The organism is Nostoc sp. FACHB-888 (assembly GCF_014696655.1).
Lineage (GTDB): Bacteria > Cyanobacteriota > Cyanobacteriia > Cyanobacteriales > Nostocaceae > Nostoc.
This window is the reverse complement of sequence record NZ_JACJQM010000002.1, coordinates 268759-289272: the sequence shown is the minus strand read 5'-3', so window position 1 is coordinate 289272 and position 20514 is coordinate 268759. Positions and strand designations below refer to the sequence as shown.

General features: G+C 43.4%; 22 protein-coding genes and 2 pseudogenes. 16 read left to right on the top strand and 8 right to left on the bottom strand.

The window, feature by feature from the left end; genetic code table 11:
* Positions 1-238 precede the first annotated feature (238 nt).
* Positions 239-673: a hypothetical protein gene (locus H6G26_RS02630; RefSeq protein WP_190727770.1), complete on the bottom strand. Its 435-nt coding sequence runs from the start codon at positions 671-673 to the stop codon at positions 239-241.
* Between the two features lie 250 nt (positions 674-923).
* Here H6G26_RS02630 and mobC point away from each other — a divergent pair, with 250 nt between their 5' ends.
* Positions 924-1439, top strand: coding sequence for a plasmid mobilization relaxosome protein MobC (mobC, locus tag H6G26_RS02625; protein ID WP_242053567.1), 516 nt, complete (start codon positions 924-926; stop codon positions 1437-1439).
* On the top strand, positions 1414-2949 hold the full coding sequence (locus H6G26_RS02620; protein WP_190727769.1) for a relaxase/mobilization nuclease domain-containing protein: 1536 nt from the start codon (positions 1414-1416) through the stop codon (positions 2947-2949). The genes mobC and H6G26_RS02620 overlap by 26 nt, the downstream gene beginning before the upstream one ends.
* A 1643-nt stretch (positions 2950-4592) precedes the next feature.
* Here the strand turns inward: H6G26_RS02620 and H6G26_RS02615 are convergent.
* Positions 4593-5078, bottom strand: a complete 486-nt coding sequence (locus tag H6G26_RS02615; RefSeq protein WP_100903313.1) for an HNH endonuclease — start codon at positions 5076-5078, stop codon at positions 4593-4595.
* 271 nt (positions 5079-5349) lie between these two features.
* Positions 5350-5820: a GNAT family N-acetyltransferase gene (locus H6G26_RS02610; protein ID WP_190727768.1), complete on the bottom strand. Its 471-nt coding sequence runs from the start codon at positions 5818-5820 to the stop codon at positions 5350-5352.
* Between the two features lie 59 nt (positions 5821-5879).
* On the opposite strand from H6G26_RS02610, the gene H6G26_RS02605 reads away from it, so the two are divergent.
* On the top strand, positions 5880-6416 hold the full coding sequence (locus H6G26_RS02605) for a MarR family transcriptional regulator (protein ID WP_242053566.1): 537 nt from the start codon (positions 5880-5882) through the stop codon (positions 6414-6416).
* Positions 6417-7253: 837 nt separating this feature from the next.
* Positions 7254-9164 (top strand): group II intron reverse transcriptase/maturase, encoded by a 1911-nt coding sequence (gene ltrA / locus H6G26_RS02600; RefSeq protein ID WP_347242422.1) that lies wholly within the window; start codon positions 7254-7256, stop codon positions 9162-9164.
* 783 nt (positions 9165-9947) lie between these two features.
* Here ltrA and H6G26_RS02595 read toward each other — a convergent pair.
* The gene (locus H6G26_RS02595) at positions 9948-10193 is read right to left on the bottom strand and encodes a UBP-type zinc finger domain-containing protein (RefSeq protein ID WP_242053565.1); all 246 of its coding nucleotides are present in this window, start codon (positions 10191-10193) and stop codon (positions 9948-9950) included.
* Positions 10194-10442: 249 nt separating this feature from the next.
* Between H6G26_RS02595 and H6G26_RS02590 the strand changes: the two genes are divergently transcribed.
* The 9 genes from H6G26_RS02590 to H6G26_RS02560 all read left to right on the top strand — a co-directional run bounded on the left by H6G26_RS02590 (position 10443) and on the right by H6G26_RS02560 (position 16960).
* Complete coding sequence (locus H6G26_RS02590) at positions 10443-10601, top strand: hypothetical protein (RefSeq protein WP_190727766.1); 159 nt, start codon at positions 10443-10445, stop codon at positions 10599-10601.
* Positions 10602-10751: 150 nt separating this feature from the next.
* Entirely contained in the window at positions 10752-11051 is a 300-nt protein-coding gene (locus H6G26_RS02585; RefSeq protein ID WP_190727765.1) for a thermonuclease family protein, read from the top strand.
* A 266-nt stretch (positions 11052-11317) separates the two neighbouring features.
* Positions 11318-11494: a hypothetical protein gene (locus tag H6G26_RS42310; protein WP_242053564.1), complete on the top strand. Its 177-nt coding sequence runs from the start codon at positions 11318-11320 to the stop codon at positions 11492-11494.
* 18 nt (positions 11495-11512) lie between these two features.
* Positions 11513-12442 carry a serine/threonine-protein kinase gene (locus tag H6G26_RS44190; protein WP_347242421.1) on the top strand — a complete coding sequence of 310 codons (930 nt, stop codon included), beginning with the start codon at positions 11513-11515 and terminating at the stop codon, positions 12440-12442.
* Positions 12345-13703 (top strand): AAA family ATPase, encoded by a 1359-nt coding sequence (locus tag H6G26_RS42300; RefSeq protein ID WP_347242426.1) that lies wholly within the window; start codon positions 12345-12347, stop codon positions 13701-13703. Before H6G26_RS44190 ends, H6G26_RS42300 begins: the two co-directional genes overlap by 98 nt.
* A gap of 331 nt (positions 13704-14034) precedes the next feature.
* Positions 14035-14280: a PAS domain-containing protein gene (locus H6G26_RS41730; protein ID WP_199326598.1), complete on the top strand. Its 246-nt coding sequence runs from the start codon at positions 14035-14037 to the stop codon at positions 14278-14280.
* 119 nt (positions 14281-14399) lie between these two features.
* A complete protein-coding gene (locus H6G26_RS02570) occupies positions 14400-14903 on the top strand; it encodes a thioredoxin domain-containing protein (protein ID WP_190727790.1) in 504 nt (167 codons plus the stop codon).
* Between the two features lie 528 nt (positions 14904-15431).
* A complete protein-coding gene (locus H6G26_RS02565; protein ID WP_100897669.1) occupies positions 15432-16262 on the top strand; it encodes an oxidoreductase in 831 nt (276 codons plus the stop codon).
* 152 nt (positions 16263-16414) lie between these two features.
* Positions 16415-16960, top strand: a complete 546-nt coding sequence (locus tag H6G26_RS02560) for a nuclear transport factor 2 family protein (protein WP_190727764.1) — start codon at positions 16415-16417, stop codon at positions 16958-16960.
* A gap of 4 nt (positions 16961-16964) precedes the next feature.
* Here the strand turns inward: H6G26_RS02560 and H6G26_RS42295 are convergent, their stop codons facing one another.
* From H6G26_RS42295 to H6G26_RS02550, 3 genes and pseudogenes are all read right to left on the bottom strand, one after another.
* Entirely contained in the window at positions 16965-17429 is a 465-nt protein-coding gene (locus tag H6G26_RS42295; protein ID WP_347242425.1) for a type II toxin-antitoxin system VapC family toxin, read from the bottom strand.
* Between the two features lie 143 nt (positions 17430-17572).
* Positions 17573-17671, bottom strand: a pseudogene (locus H6G26_RS42290) (IS1 family transposase); the annotation flags it as partial.
* 57 nt (positions 17672-17728) lie between these two features.
* Positions 17729-18346, bottom strand: a pseudogene (locus tag H6G26_RS02550) (TetR/AcrR family transcriptional regulator); the annotation flags it as partial.
* Positions 18347-18411: 65 nt separating this feature from the next.
* On the opposite strand from H6G26_RS02550, the gene H6G26_RS02545 reads away from it, so the two are divergent.
* Positions 18412-19395, top strand: coding sequence for a Rieske 2Fe-2S domain-containing protein (locus H6G26_RS02545; RefSeq protein ID WP_199326610.1), 984 nt, complete (start codon positions 18412-18414; stop codon positions 19393-19395).
* Between the two features lie 32 nt (positions 19396-19427).
* Here the strand turns inward: H6G26_RS02545 and H6G26_RS02540 are convergent, their stop codons facing one another.
* Complete coding sequence (locus H6G26_RS02540; protein ID WP_242053561.1) at positions 19428-19619, bottom strand: hypothetical protein; 192 nt, start codon at positions 19617-19619, stop codon at positions 19428-19430.
* A 273-nt stretch (positions 19620-19892) separates the two neighbouring features.
* On the opposite strand from H6G26_RS02540, the gene H6G26_RS02535 reads away from it, so the two are divergent.
* Positions 19893-20162 carry a hypothetical protein gene (locus H6G26_RS02535; protein ID WP_190727761.1) on the top strand — a complete coding sequence of 90 codons (270 nt, stop codon included), beginning with the start codon at positions 19893-19895 and terminating at the stop codon, positions 20160-20162.
* On the top strand, positions 20159-20419 hold the full coding sequence (locus H6G26_RS02530; RefSeq protein WP_190727760.1) for a hypothetical protein: 261 nt from the start codon (positions 20159-20161) through the stop codon (positions 20417-20419). Before H6G26_RS02535 ends, H6G26_RS02530 begins: the two co-directional genes overlap by 4 nt.
* The last annotated feature ends 95 nt before the right edge of the window (positions 20420-20514 follow it).

Genomic DNA, 20514 nt, shown 5'->3' with positions numbered 1-20514 from the left:
TGACAAGGTAAACACGAGATTTGCCAGCGTAGTGAGCATTTTTAATGTCAGAGGCGGTTTGATAATCGGGATGTGATTCAGTCAAATAGGTGATTTTAGGTTTGTTGGGATGATTAAATCCTCCCGATTTACCCCAATTGGGGTCTGACTTTTTACGCCTTTTCGCTTCTCCCATATTGATTCCTATTATCTGGCTAACTTGACCCGATCAAAGACTAAAACTAGGATGCCATTGTTTCTATGTTGTTGCTGCCTCAGCTGCAAGTAGTTGTTTTTTGCTCTTGCCTAGAGTACTCTTTCCATCCGATTCTAATGCCTCACTGCTGGCAAGAACTGCTTGCTGATTTTCAGTAACAGGACTTGATGATGTACTATTATCCTCGCTTGGTTCTGCCTGTTGACGGCGACGACTGCTTTTCTTCAACTCACCGATTAAATATTTGATTCTGCTGCCAGCCAAATTAATACCCAGATCCTTCAGCATCTCTGAAACTTCATCATAACTGTAGCCATACTTATCAGAGGTCAGTTTTTCAATATATCTCCTCATCTTCCGAACTGCGTCTCTGTCTGATACAGACTCTCGCTCTTTCGGCTTCTGTTCCTTAAGCGCTTTGATAGCCTCATCAATCTTCTGTTTTGTAATTACTTCTGAATTCTGATGCTCACTCATGGTTATCTCGTGAATACCGATTAACTGATAATTATCGGCTATTTGAAATAATTTGCACCAATTGGTTTTCAAAATCCTAAAAAAAATTGACGATTGCGGCTACGCCGTTGCTATCCCCCCTTGTAAGTTGTAGGATGATTAGCAGCACGGCTACGCCTTTATACTCCTGCCTTCAGCCTCCTGCTGTGTCCTCCGTACATACGTAGCACTTGACACCTCGCTTACCCCGAAAAGGGGCTTGAAGCCAGCCATGCCTCAAAGCTTACGCTTTGTCTCGCTGCGCTCGAACGGCAGACTGGTTCAAGTGGGGAAACCCCCCTTAAAAAACCCCCCTCACAATGTCCCTATATCTTCTCGATTTATGGCGAATCGCAAGCAGTCAAAAGCTCTAGTTAGAAAGCATATATTCCCAGTGAGATTAAGTGACATTGAACTGGATATGATTCGTATTAAATCACTTGATGCGGGGATGTCAGCGAGTGAATTGATGAGACGTAATGCATTGATGCGTCCATTACCAAAACGGTTGAGCAAAATTAGCTTACAAACATATTGGGAATTAGCACAGATCGGGAACAATCTAAACCAGCTTGTCAAAGCCACCAACACAGCCCTAAAAATTGGGCGAACTTTACCTGCTGATCCACAACTACTAAGAGAGCTTTTAGAACTGCTGCATCAGTGCAGACGAGACATTGCCTCGGACGACATTGAATCCGAAGATTCAGAAGAGGAAGAGGATGATTGGGAAGCAGACGAAGGGTAGAGGTTTTCGCAAGCTGTTGGATTATTTGGAATCACGCGAAGATGCGAAACTAATTGGCGGCAACATGAGCGGGAGAAATGCCCGTGAATTGGCGCGGGAATTTAAGCTGTCTCAACAACTTAATTCTGATGCAGACCGAGTTGTTTATCATGTCTCACTGTCAGCAGCTAAAGACGATAAATTAGATGATGAGAAGTGGAGCGAGATTGGCTCACGCTACATGAAGGAGATGGGCTTTGATGCCAATCAGTTTGTCATCTTTCGCCACCATAACACCGACGACGACCACATCCACATTGCAGCCAGCAGAATCAGGATGGATACAGGGCTAGTAGTCCATGATTCCTGGGATTATGTGCGCTCTGAGAAAGTGCTGCGACAGATTGAAATTGACTATAATTTGGTGCAAGTCCAGGGCAGTAGAGAGAAACTACAACGCACACCCAGCACCGGACAAATCAGGCGCATAAGGCGAGAGCAAGAAGAATATGAACTAGGTAAACTTGAGCGGCCACCAGGACGCACTATTAAAGAGGAACTTCAGCAGACAATTGATAGGGCTAGAGTTGATAATCCCCAAATGCCAACGCTGATCATGCGGTTGCAGCAAGCTGGCATTAGTGTAAGAACAGGATGGACTAGGAATGGTAAGTCTAAAGGCATTTCTTATGAGAAAGATGGGCAGGCTTTCAGTGGCACACAATTAGGCGCAGCTTATACCTTCCCGGGTTTGCAAAAACATCTTGGCGTTGACTACCAAACAGAACGTGATGATGAACCTATTAATGAATTGCTGCTCAAACCTGTTAAACCACTCCCAGTTGAGCATTTAGAAAAACTCTTTCAAGAAATTGAACGCAAACAACAGCCTCAGTTCACTCCACCACCAGAGGATCTAGCTCTGTGGCCAAAATTGTATAAATACTTGAGTGAGAAACGCGGTATACCAGATTCTTTTATTGAAAGATTACACAACCACAATTTGCTTTACATCGATGAGCAAAAGCAGATTTTATTTATCAAACGTAATCTGGATGGTGAAAAAACTGGTGCATTAGTTTGGTCAAACCCCGGACATAATCATCACACTGTTGAGTATGACCAAAACGCCTCTACACCTTATGGTTGGTTTCATATAAATTTGGGGCAGAATCCACAACAAGAAATTAAAAACGTCTTCTTATGTTCTTCGCCAATTGATGCGGTGTCAGTAGGCGTGTATGTCCTAGCCAAAACAGGAGCGTTACCATCGATGAGAACGATGTTTATGGTAGCTGATGACCCGAACAATTTACCTCTAGAATTTCTCAAAAATTGTCATAGGGTAGTTCTGGCATTCAATAACGATGAGCAGGGGGATAAAACTGCTAGTGCAGTATTAGAATTGTTGCCGAATGGTCAAAGATTTAAACCGACTTATCCTGATTGGAATATTGAATTAAAAGCTCATTTTTCTGAGGTGGAAGAACAACGCAAACAGCTTGAGCGTAGCCGTGGTTTTAGCCTGTGAACCACGCAAAGCGTACACCTGACTCGTGGGTTAAGTTCAAGAAAGAATTTTTGAAACACAATTGCAACATATCATGATTACGCATTGTCAATAAGACCCCAGCTTATTGACAATAAAAATAGCGCAAAAAAGTGGCTGTAATTGAGACTGGATAAGAGCTACAGAAGATTTTTTTCAAAAACACTGGACGGCCAAACTATCAAAAACTGGTCATTTTTGTCCTTTTGGACGTCCGTTGACAGGTGGGCATTTGTCAGCAGAGCATGACAATTGAGTAAGGTTGGCGCTTATTGGACGGCCAAAAGGACAAAAAACCACTGTTTTTGATGTTTTGGACGTCCAAAAATATTAGTGTCAGATGAGACTGATTTAGTACGGTTAAACTACACTAAGTTCACGGGGTTTTAAGTGTTTAGTGTAGTTGTTGCGTTAGACGAGTTTCTGTTTCAGTTAACGCTAAATATATAGAATGGCTCCTGAACTCACAGTGGAAATTTCAGATCCACTTACTGAAGAAGTTGATCGATTGAGCGGGATTTTTGAAGTACAGTTGCAACACAGAAGTATTATATATTCTCAATAATTTTAGAGTTATTGAGAATGAGCCAGTTTGATAAAAGTGGCTAAAAGGTAGTTGGTGTATGTATTAGACACCAATTTTTTGGTCAAAGCGATGTTCTAAATAGCAGACATTTTGTAGTGAATAGTCAAAGTTCCTTGACAGCTATAACAGTTAAAAGCGTGTATAAGCTGTGCAAAATAGCAGACATTTTGTATATAAATAGGGGTTTTAGGTGCAAAATGTCTGCTATTTGTAACTGTGATTAATCAGACAATTTCACTACTTAAAACAAGTTTGAACTCTATCAACAAGCGTGGAGATTGTAAAATGAACAATTTCTATTCAGGCATGAAGAAAAAAATCGGATGTTAAGTGGGCTGGGTTAAGTGAATGAAAGAATTATTGAAGCACAATTGCAACATAAATGTATTATACATTCTCAATAATTTTGAAGTTATTGAGAATGAAACAGGCGTTCAAAATTTGCTGTAAGTCATTGTCAGTCAGCATTACGCCCGAATTTTTCGCTTCCTGTCTTATGCTCAACTGGTAGCAGTAGGGCTACTCTATAGCTACCAGTTGGGGAATCATCAAATTTTCAACAACTCGCTTTTTTACTGCTCAACTGGTAGTTGTGTGTCACCAGTTGAGCTACCCAACAGCTACCACTTGGACAAGGTATTTATAACTACTATTCCAATACTGCTAAACTACATAAATCCTATGTAATAAGTGGGGATTATAGCACTCCACTTGTGAGTTACACAATTGGAGTGCAGTTGTTATACTACAAATGTAGTTCAAAGTAATATGAAAAAGATAGAGTTTTGCTCAAGAGTTGTTTCTAAGCAATAATTTGGCTTTAGATGACGCGCAAATACTCATTTTTGATCCAAAAGGTGTGAGCGTCCGTTGTCAGCAAAACAGAAATTCTCCGCCTAAATACTCCCTATTGCTACCCGCAATACTCATTTTTGTATCAAGTATTCTTATTGTGTCTAGGCAGACAACAGTGTACTGAAGATAATTTCCAGGTCAGGTTTAATCACAAGAATTGAATGCGATTTTTGGAGTAGACCCGTCAGCCAGGATTAAAAAATTCTCCATGAATAGGGCGAACATAATCACAGTAGGCTTGGTATGCTTTTTCAGGACTGTCAAAATCGCCAATGATAATTGGTTTTTTATTGAGCGTAGTTTGCGCTCTAAATTTGAGCGGCGATTTTTTGACGACACCTTTAAATCCAGATTTGTTATTGCAGTGCTTACCCCTAGACATCTGAGCTTGTTGTTTGGTTACAGCTCGAAGATTTGAGCGACGATTATCCCCTTTAATTCCATTGAGGTGTAGGATCGTCAGTTTAGTATCAAGCCCCATTCTTTGGGCTATAACATTATGAAAAAAAATAGTTTGTTGTTTTCCAAACTTATCCCTAGCGCTGTTTCGTCGCATAAAACCATCATGATCAATCCTCCACCTAAAGTTTTCAATTAAGTCCTGATCCTCTTCGCTATAAAAAGCTATTCTTACAATGCCTTTTTTGTTTTTATAAATAAACTCTGGCATAATCAAACAATTTCGATTACTTGGGAAGTTAGAGATTTATTAGAAATCAACACAACTGGATTATCCAGGGTCAACGCAAGAAAATTTATACTTAGATAATGATTCATGACTAAATATGTATTCGGTATTGAGCCGAGATGCGAAAGGATGGATCTCAAAACTCTTGATATTGCTGGTGTTGAGCCACCAGTTTCAGAAATACTGTTCTAAATTTTCTTACTTTGCTATCCTTTCGTTTCTGAACTAAAACTTGTTCATAGGTTACTGTAGTCTACGCCGCATTCAACACTTTACGAAACACAATCTTATCAGCCCCTGCCGTGTAGAAGTCCCGAATGCGAGCCTCCTCCTCGTAGCCGCACTTCGCGTAGAACTTCCTTGTGCGCTCGAAGCTCGCCAATGTTTCCACCAGTAGCATTCGTCCACCACGCGCCTTCAAAGTTTCTTCAACGTAGTGCAGCAGTTTGCCACCGCGTCCTTGTCCCTGGTGGTCGGGGCGAATGGCTATCAATTGTAGATTCCACGTCTGCTCGGTCATTCGTTCCGGCTCACAGTAGGCGACCCCCACCGGGCCGTCTTTGTCATCAAAGTCGGTGATCCAGAAGGGATCGCTGTCGGTGTTACCGCCGAAGTAGTCAGCCAGCATTTTGCCAAGAGCCTCGAGCTCGTGCGGTTGGAAACCGATTGTGTTGGCTACTTCAATCAGTGCCACTGCATCTTCGGGTTTTGTAGGTCGGATCATGGAGAAATTAAATATATGCGTGAAGCATATAATAACCACCGAATTTACTTGATGTCAATATGCTTCACGCATATAATTTAGGGATGGAAAACACTAACCTTGCGAATGTACTGGGGGCTTTGTCCCTTGCCTTGACAGATTCCGTTGCCCAGTCTGTGGAGCGAATGATCGATGATGCAGGGCCGGCAGCCGAAGCTATGTGCTTGGTAAGACATGCACCAGGGATACCGATTGAACAATTGCGCCGCGCCCTTGGGATGTCGCATCCTGGTGCAGTGCGACTTGTAGAGCGACTGGAGAAACAAGGTTTAATTCTCCGTGAACGTTGCTCTGTGGATCGCAGGGCTGTGGAGTTGAAATTGACAAAAGAAGGGGAAGCTCTGGTGAGCAAGCTCCATCAAGCGCGGCTTAAGGCACTTGAGGAAGCCATCGCTTCTCTATCTTCAAAAGACCGCCAAAATTTATGCCGCATCACTAACCAAATCTTGTTTTCCCTGACTAAAACAAAGGACAGTGCCTTAACTATCTGCCGTTTATGTGACGAAACAAACTGTTTGAATTGTCCAGTGGGTAAACGTTACAGCGAATTGGCTTAAGGCGGATAAATATAGAATTTTGTATTTTACTTAATTAAGTAACTAAGTTAAGTAATTTATTAAATAGGTATTCAAAGGCTGATGAGTACCTATTTGTTGGGGCATTTTATGACGGGGTGCGATTCGTTCAGTCTAAACCCGAAAAGGAGGACGACTGGCTTTTGTTGAGTAACCTAATTCGGGTAGAGTTCGCACTTTAATCCTCAACAAATGACAACTCACTATCCATGTAGGTGAGGACATCTAGCCGAGCCAACAAGCAAAGAAAGCTAGAGGGAATGGGAAAAGAGTTAAGCCTCAACTTAAATTATTAACCCAACCCAAAAATACACCAAGTCCTACTGTCCTGGTGCGGGATTAAAAGCACACAAACTACCAATACAAATTGGTAGCCCCTACATCCGAGACTGATTATCAAAGGTGTAAAGCGGGGGTGAAAGCAGGAATAGGTGGTAATTGCTGAAAGCACCTACTGCAAGCAAGAGTCTATGGGTAGAAAAGCAAAGTGTCATAACCACCGTCATAAAATGCCAAGGGTTATAAGCTAGTGGCATAAGCCACACTTCTTGGAACGGGAAAATCCGACAAAGGTAGAGACTATCAGGTTTCCTGTACCGTGATAGCGCACCACTCTTAACCTCGGTGGAAAGACACGCCCTAAAGACTCAATTATGGATACTGGGAACGAAACAACCCTTCATATTCTCCTGAAATTGGTAACAGGTAGGCATCAGCCATAAGACATGAAGGTGCAGGATGACTCAAGAAGCAAATGCCTAACCCGAATTAACGGGTAATGCCTTAAAAGGGATGGCGTAACTGCCAGGATAAGCTGACGTGAGCCGCAGTGTGGGAAAGCTAGAGGTAACAGTAGCTATGAATAAGCCTAATTCGGATTTAGTAATGAATACCGAGGGATGGAAAACAATCAATTGGCGACAAGCTGAAAGATATGTTTTCAAGTTGCAAAAACGCATCTATGCTGCTTCCCGCCGTGGAGATGTCAAGCAATGCCGAAAACTCCAAAAGACGCTGATGAGGTCTTGGTCTAATAGAGTGTTAGCGGTACGTAGGGTAACAGTTGAAAACCAAGGTAAAAAGACCGCGGGTGTGGACGGTATTAAATCACTGCCCCCAAAAGCACGTCTTGAACTGGTAGGGCAACTAAAGCTAACTGGCAAATCCAAACCTACCCGTAGAGTATGGATTCCAAAACCAGGAAGAGAGGAAAAACGCCCATTAGGAATACCCACAATGTACGACCGCGCACTACAAGCCGTAGTAAAAGCTACGCTTGAACCAGAATGGGAAGCGATGTTCGAGCCAAATTCCTATGGATTTAGACCTGGAAGGTCATGCCACGACGCGATAAAACAGATTAAAAACTGTATTCAAGGCAAGGCAAAGTACGCGTTAGACGCGGATATAGCCAAATGTTTTGACCGCATCAACCATGAAGTATTGCTCCAAAAGTTGAACATCAATGGTAAGGTCAGGCAACAAATTAAAGCCTGGTTAAAATCTGGGGTGATAGACAAAGGAGCATTTGCTGCCACATCTGAGGGTACGCCACAGGGCGGGGTCATTTCTCCACTACTGGCAAATATTGCCCTTCACGGTTTAGAAAATCACCTGATAAAATATACCGAAACACTGCCTGGAAGAAAGCGGCATAACCGCGAGAATCTTGGATTTATAAGGTATGCAGATGATTTTGTGGTTATCCACAAAGATAAAGCCGTTGTCCAAAGATACCGGGAAATTATCTCGGAATGGTTAGCTGGTATAGGACTTGAATTAAAACCAGAAAAAACCCGGCTAACTCATACATTCAACCCTGAATTAAGCGAGGATGGTAAAGCCGGATTCGACTTTCTTGGTCATCACATCCAGCAATACCCAGCAGGGAAGTACCGCAGCAACAGAAATGGACACGGGAAAATATTAGGTTTTAACACCCTCATCACCCCATCCGCGAAGGCGAGTAAGGCTCATATTGAGGAAATCGGAAGAATCATCACAAAACATAGGTCATCGCCCCAAGCGTCTCTCATAAAAGACCTTAATCCTGTAATAAGGGGATGGACTTCCTATTTTTCAAAATCCGACGCCCAAACCGTTGGAATACTTTCCAAACAAGACCACCTCACATACCTGAAACTTCGACGATGGGCAAAACGCCGATGTGGAACAGCAAAAGCAGGTTCAGACAAATACTGGACAACCATATACGGTGATAACTGGGTATTCGCAACCAGGGAGGGGGACGCGAACCCCCTTCGGTTACTAAAACATAGTAAGTTTGAATGCAGTAGCACTGACTATGTAAAAGTTAAAAGCGATAAAAGCCCCTACGATGGCGACACAGTTTATTGGAGTTCAAGATTAGGGACACATCCCCAAATGCCTAATCGTAAGGCTAAGTTGCTAAAACTTCAAAAGGGTAAATGTCCCTGGTGCGGATTAATCTTCCAAGAAGGGGATGTTTTAGAAGCAGACCACATCATCCCCAGAGGCATTGGCGGTAAGGATGATGACAAAAACCTGCAACTACTGCATCGGCATTGTCACGACGAAAAGACCGCAATTGACCTAATAGAAATTCGGAACAAAGACCGCTCAAAATTCCGAGAGAAACTTTCTCAGTTTTGGAAAAAATATAACTGGGAGTGGATAAATGATATTCCAATTCTCATAGGTCAAAAGGTCAGGGAGTCCGATTTGACAAATGGACAACACACTGAGTAGCCGTGTGCGGTGAAAGTCGCAAGCACGGTTTCGGATGGGAGGGGTGTTGCAGTAATGCACACCCCGACCCTACCTAAGTGCTTAAAACAAGGGATCGTTTGCAGAGCGTCTGGTTAGCGCAGCCTAAAAAGAGAAAAGACGTTTTTACGTGGGATGGAATTGCCATAGCGTGCAACTTGGTTTGCATGAAAGGTACATGGGCCAACTACGAAACTACAATTAATATGCTAGTAATTTATAATGACGAGCATCTTGAAACGAATAAAATTAAGCTATAGCAAAAAGCGCTGACATTATACAGACAGCTTAAAACTTTAAAAAAATCTGAGCTAACCCTCGACGAAGAGCTATTGATTGAAAACTTTGATACGCTGACCACGGCAGTGATGTCCAAAAAGGAATTAAACTTTACAAACAGAATCATCCTGAAGTTATCTATACCTATGATGTAACTCATGCAATGGCATTACTGCTCAAGCATGAATTAGTCACTGATGAAAAATATCAATCTTTTGTGCAGCAGTGTCATCGATGCCGACAACAATTGCAACAAACGAACCGATCTGCTCGGTTTCACGTTGCCCAGAAGCTGCCAAGCGCAAGTATGATTAAATGCGAGAATCCATGAATGGTTAGCTCGATTTTGTACAGTTGCTCAGATAGAAAACTCAACACAATCCTATACTTTGGGTTATTGCATTCTCTCAAAGTGGCAAAACAAGGTTAGTTGGTTAGTTGTAACCAAAAATAATTTAGATGCATTTGCCATGAAATCGCCTCACTTTAATAGTTTTTTGCCTGCACATCCAAAAAACACCATAGCCACTGTTCTCCTAACTCAGCCGAGCTAATTACTGAATGTCCAGTTTCCTCATAATGCCGTCGGGCATGTTGATGAACAGAAGAATCACAGCACAGCATCTTGCCGCAACTTTGACAAATACGCAAATGCACCCAGCGACTGTTTATTAGGATACACTCTTCACAACGAAATACTGGGTAGTTTGCTTTAGAAATCAGAGTCTCCATAGTTACATTATCTAAATGTTCGCAGCTCATAGGGATTTCAATGATAGGTTAATCAGAGTATAGATTAGTCCAGGGAAACACAGCTAATTTTGTCAGTTAAGCATTAAACTTCATATCTAAATGGCACGCTTGATAAGAGCAAGTCCACTATTTGTAAGGCTTTTGGGTACGAGGTGTAGTAAATGTTTAATGCGGAAAAGAATTGTGCTTTCTTAATCTTGTGAGAACAGAGCTAGCAATATAAAGCCATTGTGGAGAACTGCCATAATTTTAACTGCGATCGCTGGAGCTATCATCAGCGCTATCTTGATTTTCCAAAGGACTAACCAGCCATCCATCGCGCTTACCGAAGAATGGATAGCTACTCAAGTGGCAGATGGGGACAGCATCATAGTCCGCCTTTCCTGACGGCAGCCAAATGTCAGTTGAGCTTTGTGGTATCGATGCCCCTGAACTAGAACAGGGTAAAGCCCCAGGACAAGCATTAGGATTTGTGTAAAAATAACCTGAACAATTTTTGTGCGAAAGCTAGATTTAGCAAGCTATTCCAAATAAATTTTGTACAACTTATTTTTACATGATGCCTTAGCTAATGAAGCAAAACAGAAATTGTTCAAGCTAGTCGCAGCTGCCGACAACCAACTGATAATCATTCCGGTGGAAAAAGACAACCAGGGGCGAACTGTTGCCGAAGTGATGGCTTATGGAAAGGGTGAGGCTGAGATCAGCTTTCAAGAAGAATTGCTCAAAAGCGGCTTGGCTAAAACGCGCAAGTCTGGCGTGGAATGTCCGAATAATCTAGCTTTTGAAAAGGCGGCTGATATAGCAAAAGCATCTCATATTGGGGTGTGGAAGTAGTCGAATTTGGAGAAGTATTGAAACTACCACCACTCTTTTTCCAACATTCAGCCATTCGTGTCCATAGGTTCACCTGATTTCATCCGTTCTTCACTGACCTCACCCAGATTTCTCACAAAGAAATAAAAAAAGGGGGCAAAAATTGCGTTCGGAGTTCCTAGCACATAGATAATAGGTAGATTGACTTCTCAAAGTAGAACTTGAATAATAAGCATTAATTCTACTTGGGTTTGCGGTTCTTTCTATGCTTTGACAAGGTGATAAAAATGATTGCGCTACCTGACATTGTGGTTGATGCTCAGATATATTCCAGCAATAATTCTCTGGTGTATCGTGGCATCAAGTTGTCAGATCGCACGCCTGTTATTCTAAAAGTTCTCAAACAGGACTATCCTACGGCATCGAAACTCACCCGCTACAGGCAGGAATATGAAATTACGTGATCGCTTAACTTAGAAGGCGTGATCAAGGCATATAGTCAGCAGGAATATCAGCGCACACTCATTATTCTTTTAGAAGATTTCGGTGGAGAATCTCTGGAACGATGGATACAGCAGCGTCCAGATTTCTGCCCTATGTCTTTATCAGCTTTTCTATCCCTAGCCATTAAACTCACAGGTATTCTGGGCAGAATTCATGCTGCTGGTGTCATTCATAAAGATATCAACCCTAGCAATATTGTCTTCAATCTAGATACTGGGGTCGTTAAATTTATTGATTTCGGAATTGCTACTCGATTTAACCGCACCAATCCAACCTTCAAAAACTCTCATGTTCTAGAAGGCACTCTTGCATATCTATCTCCAGAGCAAACCGGACGCACTAACCGTTTGCGTGATTATCGTACTGATTTTTACTCCCTTGGCATAACGTTCTACGAACTGCTCACTGGACAGTTACCGTTTGCCACAAGAGACATTCTTGAACTTGTCCATTGTCATCTTGCCAAATCACCTGTTTTGCCTCATGAACTGAAGACAACGATTCCCAAAGCAGTTTCAGATATTGTTTTGAAACTAATGGCAAAGAATGCGGAAGATCGCTATCAGAGTGCTTGGGGTATTAAGGCAGATTTAGAATGGTGCGCTCAACAACTTACAGATATAAGACAAATTGATGAGATTCAATTAGGTACTCAAGACGTTCGAGATCAATTTCAAATTCCGCAAAAACTGTATGGACGCGAAGCGGAGATTGCCACATTATTGACGGCATTTGAGAGAGTAGCCGGAATGGGCAATGTTAGTGAAGCCTACTGCCAAGGAGAGAACAGCAGAGAAAGTTCTCAATTTAATGTTGATATGTGGCTATGCTGGAGTAGGAAAATCTGCGTTAGTAGAGGAACTCTACAAGCCCATCACAGCAAAGCGTGGCTACTTCGTTTCAGGTAAATTCGATCAATTTGGGCGCAATATTCCCTACAGTGCGATCGTCCATGCCTTGCAAAAATTGGTACAACAACTGTTGGGTGAACCCGACGAGCAGTTGAAACAGTGGCGATATCGACTTCTAACGGCGTTGGGAAGCAATGGGCAAATCATCATTGATGTGATCCTGGAAGTTGAATTGATTATTGGCAAGCAACCGCCCGTACCGGAAGTTGGGACAACGGAAACTCAAAATCGCTTCAATCGAGTCTTTGGGCAATTCATTCGGGTATTTGGTTCAGCAGAACATCCCTTAGTGATCTTTCTGGACGATCTTCAATGGGCAGACTCAGCAACACTCAAGTTGATCGAGTTGATGATGACGGATACCCAGACGCAATATCTGTTTCTGATTGGAGCCTATCGAGATAATGAGGTGAACTACTCACATCCACTAAGAATAATGCTGGAGGAACTCAGAAAAGAGGGAGCAACTACCAGCCAAATTACGTTAGCACCATTGGGACTAAACGCGGTCGCACAACTGATTGCAGACACATTACACAGTGACATCAGTACAATCATTTCACTGGCAGAATTAGTATTGCGAAAAACAGGCGGGAATCCCTTTTTTGTCAATGAATTTTTGAAAACGCTCTATGCAGAAAACTTGTTAAGCTTCGACCTTGAAAATGTCAGTTGGCAATGGGATATCACTCACATTGAAGGCAAGAACATCACCGATAATGTGGTCGAGTTGATGCTTGGCAAACTGAAAAAACTGCCTCCAGCAACCCAGCAAGTTTTACAATTCGCCGCTTGTGTTGGTGCTGTTTTTGATTTAAGCACCCTCTCTATCATTTGTGAAAGCTCATCTGGGGAAATTTTCCCGCTACTATCAGTTGCGGCTCAGTCAGGTTTAATTGTGCCGACATCTCAGTTAGATGAACAATTGGTTCAGGATTACAAATTCTTGCACGATCGCGTGCAGCAAGCAGCTTATGCCTTAATCGAGGAGTCGCACAAACAAGTTGTTCATCTCCAAATTGGTCGCAATTTACTCAAAAAGACTTTGCCGGAGCGAATATCAGAGCGGCTATTTGAAATTGTCGATCATCTTAATTATGGGATTGAGCTTGTCGCCGACTCAAAGCTACGTGAGAGCGAAAGTAAAATGACTCAATTTCTGGAAGCAATTCCAGTCGGTATTGCAATTCTAGATACATCGGGTCGCCTTTATTACTTCAACCAGCGAGCAACTCAGCTATTGGCTAAATGGCACTAAGATAAGCCGAAAGTCTTGTTTCACGCCGTTTCCAGCCTGTAGGCTGGGAATGTATTTCGAGAGGCTCTGCCAGCGATCGAGCCTTTAGAGGCGGAGGCTCTCAGAATTAGTTCCTAGCCTCCAGGCTAGGAACTAGTCACGGCAAGGGCTGTGTCTTAACTTAGTGCCATTCGCTATTGGCTAAAGATATCGATCCTTCTCTGACACCCAATCAACCAACTTGCACAGGAGTATCAAATTTATCTAGCTGGAACGAATCAAAAATATCTAACTGAGAGAATGCCAACAGGTTGCAGAACGAACAGCAGCTTTACAGAAAAGCGAAGCCACATTGCGCGATGTCTACGACGAGCTTCGCTTACGAGAACAAGAATTACGGCTGATCACAGATGCTCTCCCCGCTTGTATCAGTTATGTGGATGCCGATCAACGTCATCGATTTATCAACCGCACCTATGAGGTGTGGCTTAACTGTAGTCGAGATGAGATTTTGGGCAAGTCTGTTCGTGAACTCGTGGGGGACATGACTTATCAGATTCTTGAACCGTATATCAATCAAGCCTTAGGATTTGTGTAAAAATAACCTGAACAATTTTTGTGCGAAAGCTAGATTTAGCAAGCTATTCCAAATAAATTTTGTACAACTTATTTTTACATGATGCCTTAGCAGGACAAACTGCAACCCTGGAACTAGAAATGCTCTTGCCATCCGAGGGGATGTTAAGTGCCACTGTGGTACTGGTGATGTATGGAGATTATCAATGTCAAGAGAGTGCGGATGTTTATCGGTTGCTGAAAGTCATTGGGCGACAACTGAGTATTTCGTTGGGAGAGGATTATTTGTGCTTTATTTTCCGCCATTTTCCGCAGATACAAATTCATTTTCAAGCTCTACATGCGGCGGAAGCGGCGGCTGTTCAAGGTCAGTTTTGGCAAATACATGACATTTTGTTTATCCATCAACAACAATTAGCAGATGGTTATTTAGTAGAGTATGCCAACGATCTAGGGCTTGATATCTCCCAATTTCTGCAAGATATGTGTAAGCATGTGCATCTTGAGCGCATCAATCAAGATATCGAAAGTGGCACCCGCAGTGGAGTAACGGCTACCCCAGCTTTGTTTATTAATGGGATTCGATATAGCGATCGCTGGAACCTTAAAGAGTTGATCGCAGCTATTGTCACTGCAAGCCATTAATGTTCCTGGGTTTGAAACCCAACTAACAATCAGAAAGTAAGCAGTTATGCAAAGAAGAACCACTTTTGAAAGTAAAGGTTTAAAGTGTTCCGTCACCTTTTACACTCCGGATCAAGTCGCATCCGGTGTTAGCTGCGCTCGCCGAAGGCATCGCAAAGTAAAGTTGACCCTGAGCGCATAGGTCTGTGGGGCTTCTCCTATAGCGGTGTACAACTGCCTTGAGATGGTTCGAGAAATATTTGAAATAAACCTGAAGCACTTGTTTTGTAACTATAGTTGTGCCTTCGGTTGAATTTAGATTCCAACTTAAGTTGGAATCACCTACCATCTTTAGATTGACTAATTCATCAATCATACTATTGTGTAAAACAGTCAACCCAGGGTTGACTACAAGTTCGAGTCAATTTCCTATATTGAATTCATGCAAACACCAATACCAAATCAGTTACAAAATTCAAGTTTGCTGGATACGAGATATTGCATATCGAAGCTTTGCTACTAAGCCTAATAATTTTAAGGAGATAAATCATGACTCAGAGAACATGGCTGATTACTGGTGCTTCACGGGGCCTTGGTGCCGAGATTGCGAAAGCAGTTCTGGCAGCAGGTGACAGATTAATTGCCACCGCCCGCAATCACAACGATTTACAACAATTCGCAACCAGTAAAGATGCATTAGTACTGAGCATGGATGTCACCGATGAGGCTCAGGTAAAAGCAGCGATCGCCACAAGTCTAGAAAAATTTGGACAAATCGATGTGTTGGTTAACAATGCTGGATTTGGCTTGCTAGGAGCTGTCGAAGAGTGCAGTGCCGAAGAGGTTGAGAGCGTTTATCGCACCAATGTCTTCGGGCTACTAAATGTCACCCGTGCTGTGCTACCCAGTATGCGTCAGCACCGCTCTGGACACATCATTAATTTATCGTCGATCGGCGGCTATCGCTCCTCCCCAGGATGGGGCATCTATGGCTCAACCAAGTTTGCCGTCGAAGGCATTACCGAAGCCCTGCATGGCGAGTTAGCCCCGTTGGGGATTCACGCGACGGTGGTTGAGCCGGGATACTTCCGCACTGGTTTTCTCGATAACAGTTCGCTACGTCCGAGTGCAGTGCAAATCCCTGATTATGCCCAGACGGTCGGGAAAATCCGTGACGTAGCGGCTGGACTTAACTACCAACAGCCAGGAGATCCCACTAAGCTCGCCCCAGCCATTTTTGAGATTGTCAATACAGACGAACCACCTCTGCGGTTACCTCTAGGCACAGATACACTTCAGACAATAGCCGAGAAGAACGCTTACGTCGAGCAAGAGACGGCAAAATGGCGAACTCTAGCTGAGTCTACCGATTTCAGATAAGGAGTGGAAGACTTAGCCATGAAAAGGCAGCCTAATCTCTGGTGTTTTTGATTGCATGGGAAATATTGATAGATCAGGCAGCCTGACGTTTCGATTCGATAACAAAGACAAAATAGCGTTTTCTACACAGACTTAATCCAGAAACAGGTTTTATGAAAAAATACACTACCGCCCCCCACCGAAAATTACTAATTAGCTTTGGTTTGATGATAGCCACCGCAGCACCTGTGGCCAGTGCTACAGCCGAGCCAAAGCAAGCAGAGATTCGCAAGATTGTCCAATCTAATCAGAGCCAGAATAAAGAAATAGTACGCGAAGGCTTTGCTAAATGGGCAAATAACACTGGTAGTTTCTTCGATCTGCTGGCTGATGATGTGGAATGGACGATTACAGGCAGAAGTCCAATTTCCAAAACCTACACCAGCCGCAAGCAGTTTTTGGAGGAAGCCATAGTACCAATTAACGAGCGATTGAGCGCCAGAATAGTACCCAGTGTCCGAGGTATTTATGCCGAGGGCGACACGGTAATTGCCTTATGGGATGGAACAGCAACAGCCAAGGACGGCAAACCCTATACCAACACCTATTCCTGGTATATGACCATGAAAAATGGGCGTATTGTCAAGGTAGTAGCATTCTTCGATACCATTGAGCTTACCGATCTGTGGCAACGCATTCCTGTAAGTAAAAAGAATTGACAAACTATTGAAGTTCAAGGCGATCGCTAACATTTTGAAAACGAAGCAATGATGAGCTTGAAATCGCACCCACGATACCTTTCGGACGGCATTCCACCTCTGCTGAGGTAATAAAAGGAATCGATCTCTCTGGCAAACAAGCGATCATTACTGGAGAAATCATAAGGCCCAATTGGTGTACCAAGCCAAGCATCCCTAACTCTGCCCGAATTGTGCCAAAAATTCGAGATGCCCGATCATCAAAAGGCAAAGATACAAAATTATTTAAGAATGCTTCTTGTAATGCTAAAGTCCGTGTGGGATTATTACTTCGCATTGCACCATAGAATAGTTCGGCTTTTACTACCGAACAAACAACAATATCTGCTGGTGATAGCGATTCTAACCTCTGCCTCACAGGAGATATAGGACGATTTAGATAAACAATACAAGCATTGGTATCTAACAAATATAACCATAGTTCCTTCACCAAAAAGCACTTCTTGAAAGGTTTACCTCATCTTAATTTCAGGCAAGCGCGTACAATCTACCCGGTTTGACACGGTGACGCCAAGATAGCTCCAGTTACCCAGGTGGCTCATTGGGATAGGAGAAATGCGATCGCCCACCCTCTACAAACTGCCGCCCGCAATCCTTGCAGCGGTAGCACTGCTTGCCTCGGCGATACCCATTTTTCGATAACTGCTGCGATCGACACTGAGGGCATACCATTACTTTCATTACATGATTCGACTGATAATCTCCCAGATGCGACTCTAAATAGGACACCAGCAAATCCTCAATCTGCTGAATTAACCGTTGGCAGTGTTCCTGATTTGGGCTGCGGAGGGCTGCCAGCATCACCGCGTTGCTGCTATGCACACACACTTCTGCCAGCAGACTGTACTGTTCCTCGGCGAGGGCGGGCTTGCGTTGCCTCAAAATACTTGCCATGAAGTTGATTGCTTCCTGCGTCATGCTTTCATCGATCGTCTGGAAAATTTCACGGGCTAGATAAAACTGCACAAACACCACCCGTGACACGGGTTGCTCAAAGAGCGCTGCTACAGCAGTGGCAATCGCATGAATCATTTGGCAAAGCGGCAGTTGCACAATGGCTGGGATGTCCACCCGTGCCCACATCGCTTTCACTCGCTCCGTATGGCGTAACTCCATCGCCCTGAAAATAGCAGCTTTGTCAGGAAAAAACTGATAGAGAGAGCCGATTGCTGTTCCCGCTTTAGCTGCGATTAGATGAGTCGTCGCCGCTTCGTAGCCCACTTCATCAAAGACCGCCGCTGCTGCATCCAGGATTTTTTCAACCCGTGCTTTACCCCGCTGCTGTTTGGGTTGCCGACGGAGATTTTTTGATAACTCGCTGCTTGACGAACGTGAACATTCTGTCATATTTTAGAAACACGACGGATTTTTCACAATTTTATCTTTAACGGAGAACAAACACCATGCAGTCAATGCTTCCCGGTGCGCCTTGGTTATTGGCGCACAAGTCTATGTTGTCTGTAAACCAACCCCGAAAAATTTCTTTATACGGCAGTGATTACGTGATGTGGAAGGATGTTGCCGGAGCCATTCATGCCTTACCCAATGCCTGCCCTCACATGGGCGCAATGCTATCGGAAGGATGGTGTGAAGTTCAAAGCGATGGGACAAGTGCAGTTGTCTGTCCATTTCATGCGTTGCAGTTTGATGCCGCAGGTTGTACAGTTTTACCCGGATCAGGTAAGAAAACGTTAGCTCAATTACAACCTCTAGAATTAATCACTCAAGGGGATTTCATCTGGTCCTATGGCGGCTACGCGCCGAAGATAGCCATTCCGACTGTGTTGAATGAAATCGCAGAAAAATACTATTTTGTTGGGCATACAGGCGATCGCAGCATCGAGACGGATCTGCTGACGATGCTGCTGAATATGCATGACTACAATCATCAAAATGGTACTCACCGAGATTTATTTCGGATTACCAAAGTGGAGTTTCATCAGTTTGTTGACGATGGGCATCATTCCCATGCGTTCTACAATATGCCGACCGCTCCCTACAGCCTAAGCCAAAAGCTGAGAAAGCCTGACTTAATGCTGTTGCCCAGTACCATCAAAGCGCACCTGGAAAACCACTTTCCATCCCTGATAATTTTTCACGGCGAAATGCCGCTTGGTAAAGCTGCCCAGTGTCATTTCTTCGTGCCAGAAGCTGAGAATCGCACCCGGACTTATATTTTACTGTTTGGTCAGGCAAAGCATCCAACCTTTAAGCTGTTTGGCAGCACCTATCTAAAATTTGGCAAGGTTGTTGTTGATCAAGATGCAGATATTTTAAGCAAAATTTATCCAGATACACCTCAGAAAATTAAACTCAACAATGAAGTAGGCATGGATTGGGTGCGGCGCAATTTTAAGAGCTTTCCTGATGTTGTGGAACCGAATCTCTCTAAATAGACAGCAAATCTATTCCATCAATTCCTGCACCCTTAAATTGCAGTATCTTCCCAGTAGGGCAGACTGCCAAATCGTTTTGCTAAAAAATCAATAAACGCTTTCACCCGTAGCAAATGTCTACGATTCGATAAATACAGTGCGTAAATGCCCATATCAATCTCAGCTTGAGGCTGGATCTGAAAATCTGTCAGCACCATTCCTGAGAGGTTAAGGTTAAATAACATTTGTCAATAAGCAATAGTACTTAATATATTGCCAAAGTCGGGGTTAGAAACAGAATTTTTGATTGGGCGATGCCTACGCCGGGCTACACCTACACGTCATCTTGATAGGCATCATTCACATCCGTGGCAACTCCCGTATCGACCGAAAACTGGCAAGAGAGATCATCGAAAAGCTCTGGCAGTCTTCAGTTGTCGGTGTTTAATGTAACCACACTTCCTGCAATCACTTTCCAGTTGTTTTCAAATAGTTTCCAAACCCTGAGATAGCGGAATTTGCCATCAATTTCTTGCCCTAAATACCAAATCGCAACACAAGTAGCACGTCGTCGGCAAGCTCAACTTGCTGCAATAGTAAAGGGGATTGGTGTTGCACCAGTGGAAGTCATGACTTATGGAACTGTTGACCGGGCAGATGAGTGTTGGTTGCAACGCACACTTTCTCAAGCCAGTACACAATTAGCATCTGTGCGCGAGCGCATTTTTACTTTGAAGCGATCGCCACTCCCCTTCAACAGCCGCCAGCAACTTTGCCTGCAAGGATGACAGATACGGTTTGGCTTGCTTACCAATCCCTGCAACAGCCAATCCACAGCCTTATCACGGCTGGCTGGCCACTTGATGCAACTGCCGTAACTTCACACATAACTACTGCTTCATTCACAAAGTGCGATGGCGTAACCACCGCCCGCCGTTGGCGATCGCTCTTAACCCCGTTTTGTCAATCTGAGAGAAGCCAATCCCTGGAAGCCTTTCGGAGCTTTACTTTTCAGCTTTTGACTATAAATTTTAGTTTCTGTTAAAAAATAAAGGCTCAAAGCTTCATTAAATAAAAGTTTCAGAGTTTAGCTTCGATTATTCCTTTCCGAAAGTGATAAAACAGGGTTAACCTTGAGGC